Below are 12,939 nucleotides of genomic sequence, written 5' to 3'. Positions count from 1 at the left end.
AAAAAAAGTCAATTTAAAATGTATAATTTTTAAAAAGTAATTTGTTACATTTAAAAAACATTTAACTTATTGTAAAGTTAAATCACCCTGAATAGTGCTTATTAATTACCCATAAATGAATTGTCTTATGCAATGGGATAAAATTATACTTGTCGACGACGATGCGGTAACAAGTCAGGTCCATAAAAGACTGATAGACCATATTGGTTATAATGGAGAGGTTGTATTGCTTCAAGATGGTTCCAAGGCCATGAATTATATTCAGTCCCATTTGACCGAACCTCAAGTCAAAAAGAAAAGAGGTTTAAAAGATTTGGTATTATTGGACCTGCACATGCCGGGGACAAATGGATGGCATTTTATGCAGCAATTCAGAAAATTTGATAAAAAAACAAAAAATAAATTCAGAATTGTAATGGTTAGTAGTTCCATTCATCCTGATGATATTGAACCCATCAAACTAATTCCTGAAATAGAAGAATATATCATCAAACCACTTTCAGTCGACAGATTAAAAAATCTGATTTACGGATAACCTTTCTTGGCCTTTTCACCGATTGGAGAACCTTTCTCAAGCCTTCATTTTTTGATCTTCCCCTCTTTCATATTCAATAAAGATTTGTTTATCGAGTGATGTGCCTCTCGATTGGTCTGAAGTGAATTTCAGGAAAATCATCTTGAATAACTTTTTTATTTTCCCAAGAACCTGCTTTTCATTATATTCATTCGACTTATCCATCCAATCAAATGAGAAAAATTAATCAAAACCTTGTTCTGACTTGCTGCATCCTTTTTTTCCTGCAACCCTGCCCAAAAAGTCAAATTCGCCTTGAACAATAAAACCGGAGGTGTCATGATCTGGCAATTGAGGGGCGACAGTGAAGGCCCACATTCACTGCTCGATGTCATCACTATCACCATTGAATCTGCAGAATAATCGGACAACGCATGATTTGATAAATCACGAGATCGGCTGAAAAGTCAAAAAGATTCCCTCAACAACGTGGCTTTCCTGATAGCTGAAAAATCAGCCTCCATCTCATAGTAAATCAAAAAAGCATTGTCAATTCTATCAGCATCTGTTATGTAAGGCATTCTGACGTATTTGCTACCCACCCCGGGAGGCCAGGCCGCTGCAGATACCCTAAAGGCTATCTTCCCCTTGTTTACCCCTATTTCTCTAATTGTCAGACTGTTTGTATTCCCATTTGTAAGCCTTGCGGCAACAAACGACCCCTTTTTGATTTTTCCTGTTTCCGGGTCTATTTCACAAATGGCACTGACCTTTGGACCTCCCCCTTTTTCATATCCACTTTGAAATACCCCATCGAATGCCCCTTCCCACACCTGATGCTTGTTGAGATATTTACCATCATTGCTACCTCCATCTACAGTAAAAACCGCCAATAGCTTACCCTCTTCAAAAGCGATAACGGTTCCTCTTCCATCTACCGGCGTTTCTTCATATTTGATTCTCCAAACGGTCTCACCATTTGGCTTGGTTTTGAGTATAAAGGGATCCTGATTTATGCTGCTAACTTGGTCATAACCAATTTTAAAAGTATTGCCCTGAGCATCCTGGACTTCTGTGCCTTTGGATAAGACAACAGTTGAATTCTGATCTTGCTGCGGTCCTTCAATTTCTGATTGACAGGAACAAATATAAAAAAGACCAAAAATCCCAGCGAGAAATGGGAGTTTTTTCATGACATTCTTAAGTGGGTGATTTTCAAATGTATTAAAGATTCCGGAAATTCCACAAAATTTGTTTCCGAACAGATAAAAAAACGGGGTTCCAAAAAAATTCAGAACCCCGGATAAAAATTTTACAGGTATTTTACCACATCCACGGTCTGTTTGAATATTTTATTTTTGATGGACCTTATGAATCAATCAGGAAATTTTCCGCTTAATAAAGAAGTATACACTTTTGCTATCATTTGTAATCTAAGTTGATACTTCCGCCCGAACTCGCCATGGAAATTAAAACTCCGCCTCCATTGGATTTTCCTACAATTTTATCCCGTTTCATTTCTCCTTCGAAGTTAGTAAGTTTTGTACTTACATTTCCTCCTTTCAGGTCCAGGTCCATAGGCAGGTCTTTTGGGATTGAAGCTGAAATACTGCCCCCACTGCTTTTTAGGGTCAAGGCTCCTTCTATCGTGTTGAGATCGGCTTTGATGCCGCCACCACTTGTGCTGGCATAAACCTTCCCTGAGACATTTTCCAAATTCACACTGCCTCCGGAAGAATTGACAACAAGATCTCCCTCCGTTCCCGAAACTTTCACCGAACCACCGCTAGTGTTGAGATCCAGCATTCCTGTAAATTCTGAAATGGAAAGACTTCCGCCTGAGGAATTTGCAATAACATTTCCACTTGAAGCAGATATTTTGACACTTCCTCCACTGCTTTTTATGTTTTGCTCCCCATCAATTCCACTGATTGAAATAGAACCTCCGCTCGAATTCAAATCACCCGAAGTCTGGTATGGCACCTTGATATCAAATGAGAAATTGAGGTTATTTCCATTTGACCAATTCATATTCCCTTTGTTGGAGACTGAAACAGAAACGGTATTCCCACTTTTATCAATGTCTATTTGATAATTTTCAAGACGCTTTTGGACGTCAGAATCATTGAGATCTACTGATTTACCGTTTCTTCTCACGTATACATCGACCACCACCTCATTACCTTCTGTCCCTTCAATGGAAACACTCGACCCCGAGGTCCTGGTTTCAATTTTTCCCAGACCGGAGAGGGTAAAGGATTTGCTTAAATAAGGATTATTAAGTGCTGATACTTGTACCTGGACAAATATCATACACAAAACTAAAACTGAATGATTAAGAAAGGATTTTTTCATTGTAAAAAGGTATAAGTTTAACTCAATTGGTTTAGCACTAAAACCAATGCGAGTACTGTGCCAAGCTTTACAACCCCATTTTTGCTAGTTAATGAGGCTTTTCTAAAAACCATACTACAAAAATTGAACACTATTGTCCGAAATCGACCAATTTCAAATGAGGACAATCTTCCATTGGAACTAAAATTTCCCCATTTCAATCATCTCAAGCTTTTCCCTGATTTTTTAGCTATGATAAATTACTATGATAATCGATGGCCAGTTGCCTATTTTTATTCTACCAATATATTCCCCCAACTAATCCCTAAAAAAAGATTCTTTATCAGATGTACTGGTTCATGGAGAGGGGATTCCGGATCTTATATACTCTATTGAAACTCCTAACCCAAAAAGGATTCTGTACTATCCCAAACATCAAAAGTAACTTCTATCACCATCTTTATAAAAAATAACCCCTAAATTAGAAATCTATCGAACTGAAAATCATATGAAATACCATATCTCAAAAAACATAGCCCCCCAGGATTTTCTGGTGGCCAAAGATAAAATAACCGACGCCTTGAAAACGGAAGGATTCGGGGTATTGACCGAAATTGATATCCAGGCTACCATGAAGAAAAAGTTGGATAAGGATTATAAACCTTTTTTGATTTTGGGTGCCTGTAATCCAACTTATGCTGACAAAGTGTTGAGCATTGACCCAAATATGAGTGCAATGCTGCCTTGCAATGTCAGCTTAAGGGAATTGGATAACGGTGAAATTGAAATTTCAGCAGTAGACCCCATTGCAGCAATGGCAAGTTTAGGTAATCCATTGATTGAACCACTTGCCAGAGATGTACAGGAAAAACTTGCCAGAGTAATTGATGCCGTAAAATAAATTTCGGGGGTACGGAACAATGGGATTTTGATTTCCCAACCCGCACCCCCAAATTTCCACCCTTTACATCCCATCCTAACCTCGTTTCACGTTGTCCGAAGCCGGTGGCTTCGTGATTCTTGATTCCAAGAGTTTGTAACACCAGCCCTTTTTTGACTCTCGCTATTCCCAAATTTTCCTAAAACATGACCAAAATCATTGGAGCCATATAATCAATAGATTACATTTGATTATCCACCAAACCTGATTTTACCCTTTATTTAATTACATTCTTTAGTTTAAAAATTAAAATAAATTCCGTTTTCCTTCAATTTTGAGGAAAGGGTTTTATTGAAAATGGGACTCTAACCAAAACTAAATAAAGTGATGAAGCAGATCTGTTTGATTTTCCATACCCATCAACCGGTGAGGTTAAAGGATTATAGGTTTTATGAAATCGGAGGAACAAGCTCCTACTTTAATGAGGAACTTAACAAAAATTGGTTGACCAAAACTGCCAATAAAAAGTTTATCCCTGTCAATAAGGTTTTGCTTGACATTTTCAATAATCCCCATTTACAGTTCAAAGTGAGTTTTTCATTTTCCGGATGTACACTTGACCTATTTGAAGCGTTTACCCCCAATTTGATTGAAAATCTAAAAATGATGAATCAAAGAGGTAACGTGGAATTTTTGGGAGAAACCTATTCCAATACCTTGACCGGAGAATCCTCTCCGGAGGATTTAATCTTTAGGATCGAAAATCAAAAGAAAAAAATATTCAATTTATTTGGGCAAATACCTAGTTCTTTCAGAAATAACGGATCGCATTGCAACTTTTTTTTAAGCCCCATATTGGCAGACCTTGGATATAAAGTTTTGCTGAACAACACCGCTGAGGTTTTTGTATCACTAACCCATCCTAATACTATATATCAATTCCCGGAAAGACCTGATATCAAATTATTATTCGGAAACAAAGAGTTGGCAGAAGCAATATCTGAACCAAAAGGCAACGACTCCAAAAAACCAATGACGGCAGATTTACTTGTAAAATGGATCAATGAATTACCTGAAGAAGAAAATATTGTCACGCTATTTATTGACTACAGCACATTTATCAAAGACCAATCATCAGATACAATTTTAATGGATTTTTTACGGGAACTTCCCAACAAAGCGAAGGAAAGCAATATTGGATTTATCACTCCTGCAGAAATCATAAAGAATAAAAATTTCAAGGAAATGCCTATTTCAACGAAATCAATCCAAAGTCAGAAAAAAACAAATAAAATAGAAGCAGAAGATAAATTACTTCAAAAAGAAATCTTTGATTTATTGTTTTCCTTGAAAAACAAAGTCTATAAAACGAAAAATGATCACCTGATCAAGACATGGTATTACCTGCAGGATTATAATCATTTTGGAATTTTGGATCAAAAAAATCAATCCAAAGATTTCAATCAATATGGGTTTCAAGAAACTATTGGCACCTATATTTCATTAAGAAACATCCTTCAGGATCTTTCCTCCAAAGTGAACCTTCTTCTTGAAGAAAAAAACTGCGATTTTGGACAAACATTTAGGTTATCTGATCCAAATAAATGGTCATTTCAAAAAGACACCATACCCAATAAGGAACAAAAATATTTGATTTTTTAAATTCATTAAGAAAATAGGTATTCAATCTTTCCGGAATTTTGTCCTAAGACTTTCAGTGGACTATTTATATTGATTGAATTTTAAACGCGGCTCTCTACTTCTTTATAATACACTCTATTACCACTGCTCCAATCCCAATAGCTTCTTACCAAGTTCAGAAAGTTCTGCTACGCCATATTTGGTTTGTTCCCAGTTTCTTGGATCACCGGGAAAGGCATAACCTGAAGGGGCTATTTTATTTTTCCAGGAATTGATGCGCCATTGTTTGAGGGCTTCGTTGTCTTCTTCCGCAGGCATCATGGAGATATATTGGGCAATTCGGACTTTATCGGAATGATTGGCTCTGATTCCGTGGGGAAGCAGACTGTTGAAAATCAATAAATCCCCTGCATGTAGTTTTACTTTGACGATTTGATCTTTGAATGCTGAAATATCTGGTTGAAAACGATTTCTGTATGCAGGCTGGGTCAGCTTCCAAGTTTCATAAGTCCGGTACAATTCAGGGATGCATTGAAATCCTCCCATATTTTCATCGATCTGATCAGCCAAGGCCAAAACACCCTGAACATTTTGGGGCTTGGTTTCAGGGTCATAGTCCCAATGAATAAATGCCTTGTATTCATGCCCTGGTCTGATAGGGAAATTCAGGTTTGCCCTGTCAATGGTTACCCATAATTTATCTGTTCCCCAGATATCCACAAATGCATCGTAGATTTTTGGCACTTGTCTGTTGTACCATAATTCCTGATGATTATATACTTCCACCATTCCTGTCCCTATCAATTCTTTCATCTCCATTTCCTGATTGGGTCTGGCATACCAAGTACTTGGATTGTTTGGATCCTTTTCTTCAAATTCCCATAAGAAGGAAGCTGTTTTAGCAACCTGCTCCTTAGATACTGCATTTTTGATGACTATATAGCCATTATGAATCCAAAACTGCCAATCCTCTTCTGATAAAACTCCGAGCTTATTACCATTGGAGCGATCGTTTAATCGGATTTTACTGCTTGTTGCAGTGGATGGATTTCCGGGGATTTCCTTATGGTTTTTATTGGGACTATCCCTGTCTGTTGGGTTCATTGCTTTCGTTTCCATCTTATTCAAAGTGATGCTAAGTGGTTGTATCACAATATAATGATATTTTAAAAAAGAGATTAATCCTTGCTTTTAAATTTCTCCAAAAATTCTCAAGGAACCCGCTCCTCGTGATTTGCAATCGCGAGGACAGATGAATGGAATTTGCAATTCCAACCTTCATCTTAACGGAAACTAGGATTACAAATCCTGGTTATCTGTCGTTCGCCATTACAAATGTCGAACAGCAGCTCCACTTACATGGTACTTGGTACATTGTACTTGGTTCATACCTCCACCAACTTCCACTTTCCCCTCCTAAAAACCAAAGTACTCACTACGGCATGAAGCGAGTGACTAACGGCAATTGCAACAAATACTCCGGTGGCACCCATTTCTAAAGTTTTTGCGAGAAAGTAGGCAAATGGAATCTGAAAGCCCCAAAGCACTGCCAAATTAATGATAGTTGGAGTCTTGGTATCTCCGGCACCGTTCAAAGACTGACTCATCACCATCCCATATCCAAAAAACACATAACCCAAACAGATGATTGTCAATCCCAATCTGCCCACTTCAATCACATCAGGTTGCTGATTGAAAATCCCGATAAAAAACCCTGCCCCAGCAATAAATATGATCGAGCAAAATCCAAGAAAAATGGCAGTGTAATGTGCTGATAGCCACGCGGATTTTTCAGCCCGAGCAGGCTGCAAGGCACCTAGATTTTGCCCCACAAGTGTAGCGGCTGCATTGGACAAACCAAATGCCGGTAGCAATGCAAAAATGATCAACCTCACCGCGATGGTATAACCTGCCAAAGCCACAGAACCTGAATCAGAAATAATCCGCATCAGAAATATCCAAGAGGCGGATTCAATCAAGAATTGCCCCATGCCTCCGGAAGCTACCTTAAGAATTGTCCAGATAGTTTTCCAGTTCATCTTCAGACTTTCCCAGTAAAATTTAATGATGGATTTGCCATTGAAAAGAATGTAGAACTGATAAATTACTCCTATACCTCTTCCTGTAGTGGTAGCCCAAGCAGCACCCTCCAAGCCCATAGCTGGTATGGGACCCAAACCAAAAATCAAAATGGGATCAAGCACAATATTAAATCCATTGGCTATCCACAGTGCCTTCATGGCAACAGCGGCATTTCCTGCACCCCTGAATATACCATTGATGAGAAAAAGTAACATTACGCAGACATTTCCGCCAAAAATGACCTGTGTATACCGGTACCCCATCTCTATCACATCTGGTTCTCCGCCCATGATTGCCAACATATTCTTTGCTTGGAAAACACCCAAAATGGCTACAGCTATGGCAAAGAAAGAGCAGACAAAAATTGCCTGGAAAGCCGCTTTTGATGCTTCTACCGGTTTTTTCTCCCCTATCCTCCTCGCTACTATAGCTGTTGCTGCCATACTCAGCCCTATAGCTATGGAATAGATTATTGTCAGCACTGATTCAGTAAGACCTACTGTGGCTACTGCATATACACCCAACTTTCCCACAAAGAAAATATCCACTACTGCAAAAAGTGATTCCATTACCATTTCCAGAATCATGGGGACAGAAAGGTAGAATATGGCTTTTTTGATGCTGATATTGGTAAAGTCTTCTTCAAGACCCCTAACAGCCTGTTTAAAATGTCTGATGAAATTTCTGAAAGTCATAACGGTAAAATTTTCCCATAGGGATAATTGAAAATTATCAACAAGTATCACCTAATGGATACTGAAAGACGAACCGGGGAAAAAACTATGACTTCATAACACAGCAAAAATGGGAGAAAAAAATCTGAATCCCAAAACTGTATCCATATTTTACCCCAATATTTATCTGTCGGAATAATTGAATGAAAATCCGATCGAGAAATAATATCGAAGGTTGTTATCTGATGAATTTCCGCCTACCCCAGCCACGATTGGCCCTAAGAAAGATTTGTAGGTAATATCTGCTCCATATCCTATAAATGCAGTATCCACGAATTCTGAAATGATGGAAGTTTCACTACTCCCCAAAGGGACATGTAGGCTTGAACCAATCACATTTGTACCGGTCCTGAGATAGATGTTAGTGACCGGGACATACTGGAATTCAAGTCCCAATTTGGCAAAATTGGGAGAAACCAATTCTCTGTAATTCAAGCCCCATACCCTGGTATCAGTGAATCTAACTCTTTGATGTCCACCTACAATATAGGTGTCAAAAATTTTAAAACTGGGCTCTCTGGAAAATGTAAGGCCCGTTGCAGCTGAAGGAATGATTTGAAATTTAGGTGATAGTGGAAAAAATTTGATGTATTTTAGGTAAAGAGAAAAATAACTAGCCGGTGTCAGGAAATCTATAAAATCATCTAGTGACTCAGATGGAATCCCAATATTTCCCTGGTTTAAAAACAAAGTATCTATTCCGTCTTCCAACCGGATCCCATAATTATTCCCAAACAAATAAACAGGTTCTACAATTGCCTCAGCACCTTTGGTTGCAAAATTGCGATCATTAAGTGAATTGCGGTAATACAGAAATCGGAGTCCTGAAAAATTTCTGTATGCATTTCTTACATCAGAAGGAACTGTGATGTCAAATTTTGACTTAGAAAAGTTTCTTTCAGTAAACATCCCAACTACGAATGTTTCCTTCAAGGATTGGGTGGTCATGATATTGGCACTTATCCTACCTTCCCTATTCACACTGATATCTGTTTCCTCACCGTCCTGATAATTGGGAACTTCCTGATTAAGATAATTGAACCGGAGATTGAAGGCATACTTTTTCACCTGCCCAAAATACTTATAGTAGTCCATTCTGAACTTGGGATTTTTGGAAATATCCCCTATTAAAACCATTCTGGAAGATTTGCCGATTAAATCCCTCATGGTCAGGTTCAACAATAGACCTGTCGCAAACTGATTATCAAAATGCACGGAGGCAAATAGCAGGTTTTTGGGCTTCTCGTCCGTTCTGATCAAAAGCTTATGATTATCGTCCTTTTTGTTTATCAAAGAATAATCTACCCTATAAAACCCATTAATTCCAAATACCCTCGACATTCCTTCCCTCAATTCGGCCCTTGTCAATAAATCCCCCTCGGAGACATTCAATTTGGATTTGACCAAAAGGTCAGAAAACAGCCTATTGCCCTGTACCTCTATTTCATTGATTTTAATCGGCTCCACTTCCAATCCGATACCTTCGGTTGCAACGAATATTCCCAAGCTATCGGAAAGATTCTGAAATTTATGGAGATTATTTTGTCCTGCAATTTCACCCAACTCCAGAATTTCCCTGAATTTATTAAAGCTCCCTGTTGAATAATTTTTTAGATCAGGTTTGATATAGATATCTGTATCCGCAATATTTTCCCTCAATTTACTGTAGGATTGGCTCATAGCAATCTGCATCAAAATCCCTGAAAAAGTGCCTAATTCCTTGGGATCTATAAAATCTTCATCGCCAACATTAACTCCAATCACAATTTCTGCCCCCATTTCCCTGACCACATCTACCGGATAATTATTGACCACACCTCCGTCCACCACCAAAGTGCTGTCCATATCAAAAGGTGTGAAAAAAGTGGGTATGGCGATACTTGCCCGAAGAGCATCATGCAGGTATCCATCCTTGAGAATAACACCCTTGCCGGTTTTTACATCGGTAGCAATACATCTAAAAGGAATGGGGAAATCATCAAAATCCTGAATATTATTGGCAGGCCAGGTGTAGTAATGAAGGGTTTCTGAAAGCATCTGACCATGAATCAATCCTGAAGGCAAGGCAACCTTTCCATCTATGACAGGCAATTCAACCAAATATCGGTTATAGTATTCCTTTTCCTCAAAAGCTATGTTGTTCAACTCCACTCTATTGGTGATCAGCAATTCCCAATCAATATTCAGAATGATTTGTTCAAGTTCGTCAGCACTGTATCCCAAGGCATACAATCCTCCCACCACAGAACCCATAGATGTACCTACAATGTAATCTGGCCGGATACCAGCCTCTTCCATGGCTCTTAAGATTCCCACATGTGCCAGACCTTTGGCTCCACCACCACTCAAAACCAATCCGATTTTAGGTTTTTCGTTCTTATTTAATTCTTGACCAATCAGAGGCTGAATCAGTGTGATTGCAAAAAATAAAACCAATGAAAAGGTAAGAGACAAATATTTTTTCATAAACGAGAGCAATAAAAACTTCAAAATTTTATATGGAACTAAGGAATCTATGTGAAGATAATAAAGTGTTTGTTTTTTAATTTTATATTACTCAATATGTTTTTAAATTAGCTTTATATTTTGGACAACTAAACAATTTTTTTTAGGAGAAAAACAACCATGAAACCTATAAACCAAGAAAAAAAATTACTGAAATTCTCTGTATATGGTGCTTTATTTTTTGCAGTGTTAGCCGTGATATGGGGAGTTGTCGAAAATTCTAAAATCATTTTGTTTGATGGGATTTATTCATTGATCAGTGTGGGGCTTTCGATTATTTCTCTGATTACGGCATCTTATATGCAAAAACAGGATTTTGATAGATTCCCTTATGGAAAGGAAATGATAGAACCCATTATTATTTTGGGTAAATTTTTGGTGATCACCATCTTATGTCTATTCTCTTTTTTTTCTGGGGTATCCACTTTATTGTCAGGAGGTCAGGAAGTCAATGCCGGATCAGGTATGATTTATTCTGTCTTAGCTACTGCAGGTTGCTATCTGGTCTATTTGTATCTGAAAAAAAAGCAAAAGCTGAACGGTTCCGGACTGGTGGATGCTGAATCCCAACAATGGTTAATGGACACTTTTTTAAGTTTGGCAGTATTGGCAGGTTTTGTTTTATCTTTTGGATTGGGTTATTCAAAATACCAAAACCTTCAACCCTTTATGGACCCGTTAATGGTCATTATTGTTTCAGGGTATTTTTTGAAAGTTCCCATCACCAACATGGGAAGGCAAATCCGTGAGGTACTAGATATGAAAGCTGATGATAAATACCTCGATCTTTGTGAAGAAATTGTGGATGACATTGAAAAAAAATACAAATTTCAGGAATCATTTCTAAGAGTATCCAAATCAGGCCCCAAACTTTTTATTGAAATTGATTTTGTTGTGTCTCCTGAAGCTTGGCAGCCCTCTCTTTCAGAACAGGATCAAATCAGGGAAGAAATACTCCTTCAGATGCAGCCAATTTCACTGAAAAAATGGCTTAACGTGGCATTTACAAATAATAGAAAGTGGGCGGTGTAAAGAATATCTTTGACGGCTTTTTCCTGACCACTAATATTAGGCGGAGTGGATTTAATCAATTTGGGGGTGTTTATAAAAAGATTCAAACCTTCGGATTTGAGGACTCATTTTCAATTTTTTGGATAAAAACCCTATACTAAAATTGTCTTTTTTTTATAAAACTGTATCGTTGAATACAACAATTAATTATATTTGGAAATAAAAAAGGGCGGATCACTGACCCGCCCTTTTGTTAATTTCAACCCTAAGTTTGTACTTGATGACCAAGATTCTGGTACGATCTTGACCATCTCTCAAGGACTTTCTTCCAAATCTCTAGTAGGAAGTCTAGTCCAAAGGTTAAAATCAGAAGGATGAATTTTTCATTCATAATTTTTGATTTTAATTGTTAAACATAAAATAAGCTTTGAGTTTTCTTCCAATTGGAAAAGAAAATTTGAAGCTTTTTCTTTTCCTTCAAACTCATAGTTGTAAATATAAATAACAGAAAATAAAAAGGCCCTTTGACGTGCAAACTTTCCTGATTTGTGGATAACTATTTTAATTTTTGTGCTTTCAGACTTCTTCCCATGTTCAGCCAATGTACACAAATAGGTGAACTCCTTACCTTCAAGACCATCAGGGTTTTAAAACCTCAACGGTCTTGATTCTTGGCTCTTGTATCTTGGCTCTTGCTTCTTGATTCTTTGATTCCTGCTTCTTATCTTACCCAATAATTCCAAATTATGCGTCCAATTCATAAAACCTTTCTCTTTCTTCTCCTTTTCACCTTTCCCCCTATTGAACTTCCTGCTCAGAATCAAAGTCAATGGGTTGAAGTATCCAAATTTGTAGATGGGGATACTTTTTGGATCAGCAATTCCAAAGGTGAACAAGAGAAGGTCAGATTGTGATCGGGGTGGATGCACCTGAATCGAGAAGGACAGGAAAGAAAGAAATCGGATATTTTGGCAAAGAAGCTGCTTCCTATGCAGTCAAATTATTGGATGGAAAAAAAATCCGCTTGGAATATGATGTGACCAAATATGACAGGTATAAAAGAACGCTAGCCTATGTCTTCTTAGAAGACGGCACTTTTCTAAATGCACATTTGGTCGAAAATGGCTATGCCATGGTCATGACTGTTCCACCAAATGTAAAATATGCAGATCTGTTTGTTAAGCTTCAGAACGAAGCCAGGATACAAAAAAGGGGATTATGGGCTATTCCATAATCCC

At 37.8% G+C, this 12,939-nt stretch carries 10 protein-coding genes; 5 read left to right on the top strand and 5 right to left on the bottom strand.

Annotated features, from left to right (window positions below):
• Positions 1–127: 127 nt before the first annotated feature.
• Positions 128–535: a response regulator gene (locus tag B9A52_RS12055; protein ID WP_172805204.1), complete on the top strand. Its 408-nt coding sequence runs from the start codon at positions 128–130 to the stop codon at positions 533–535.
• A gap of 446 nt (positions 536–981) precedes the next feature.
• Here the strand turns inward: B9A52_RS12055 and B9A52_RS12050 are convergent, their stop codons facing one another.
• Complete coding sequence (locus B9A52_RS12050; protein WP_084120704.1) at positions 982–1,707, bottom strand: hypothetical protein; 726 nt, start codon at positions 1,705–1,707, stop codon at positions 982–984.
• Positions 1,708–1,936: 229 nt separating this feature from the next.
• Positions 1,937–2,869 carry a DUF4097 family beta strand repeat-containing protein gene (locus B9A52_RS12045; protein ID WP_084120703.1) on the bottom strand — a complete coding sequence of 311 codons (933 nt, stop codon included), beginning with the start codon at positions 2,867–2,869 and terminating at the stop codon, positions 1,937–1,939.
• A gap of 487 nt (positions 2,870–3,356) precedes the next feature.
• Here B9A52_RS12045 and B9A52_RS12040 point away from each other — a divergent pair, with 487 nt between their 5' ends.
• The gene (locus tag B9A52_RS12040; protein WP_084120702.1) at positions 3,357–3,749 is read left to right on the top strand and encodes a DUF302 domain-containing protein; all 393 of its coding nucleotides are present in this window, start codon (positions 3,357–3,359) and stop codon (positions 3,747–3,749) included.
• Between the two features lie 366 nt (positions 3,750–4,115).
• Positions 4,116–5,390 (top strand): polysaccharide deacetylase family protein, encoded by a 1,275-nt coding sequence (locus B9A52_RS12035; protein WP_084120701.1) that lies wholly within the window; start codon positions 4,116–4,118, stop codon positions 5,388–5,390.
• Between the two features lie 117 nt (positions 5,391–5,507).
• Here B9A52_RS12035 and B9A52_RS12030 read toward each other — a convergent pair whose 3' ends face one another.
• The 3 genes from B9A52_RS12030 to B9A52_RS12020 all read right to left on the bottom strand — a co-directional run bounded on the left by B9A52_RS12030 (position 5,508) and on the right by B9A52_RS12020 (position 10,651).
• Entirely contained in the window at positions 5,508–6,488 is a 981-nt protein-coding gene (locus tag B9A52_RS12030; RefSeq protein ID WP_084120700.1) for a phytanoyl-CoA dioxygenase family protein, read from the bottom strand.
• A gap of 266 nt (positions 6,489–6,754) precedes the next feature.
• The gene (locus B9A52_RS12025; protein WP_084120699.1) at positions 6,755–8,146 is read right to left on the bottom strand and encodes an MATE family efflux transporter; all 1,392 of its coding nucleotides are present in this window, start codon (positions 8,144–8,146) and stop codon (positions 6,755–6,757) included.
• Positions 8,147–8,308: 162 nt separating this feature from the next.
• Positions 8,309–10,651, bottom strand: coding sequence for a patatin-like phospholipase family protein (locus B9A52_RS12020; RefSeq protein WP_084120698.1), 2,343 nt, complete (start codon positions 10,649–10,651; stop codon positions 8,309–8,311).
• A gap of 159 nt (positions 10,652–10,810) precedes the next feature.
• On the opposite strand from B9A52_RS12020, the gene B9A52_RS12015 reads away from it, so the two are divergent.
• Together B9A52_RS12015 and B9A52_RS26150 are read left to right on the top strand one after the other, a co-directional pair.
• Positions 10,811–11,722: a cation diffusion facilitator family transporter gene (locus tag B9A52_RS12015; protein ID WP_084120697.1), complete on the top strand. Its 912-nt coding sequence runs from the start codon at positions 10,811–10,813 to the stop codon at positions 11,720–11,722.
• Positions 11,723–12,620: 898 nt separating this feature from the next.
• Positions 12,621–12,935, top strand: a complete 315-nt coding sequence (locus B9A52_RS26150; RefSeq protein WP_231955588.1) for a thermonuclease family protein — start codon at positions 12,621–12,623, stop codon at positions 12,933–12,935.
• The last annotated feature ends 4 nt before the right edge of the window (positions 12,936–12,939 follow it).

Source organism: Aquiflexum balticum DSM 16537 (assembly GCF_900176595.1).
GTDB lineage: Bacteria > Bacteroidota > Bacteroidia > Cytophagales > Cyclobacteriaceae > Aquiflexum > Aquiflexum balticum.
The sequence above is the reverse complement of the archived record's forward strand: the minus strand, read 5'-3'. Positions and strand labels throughout refer to the sequence as shown.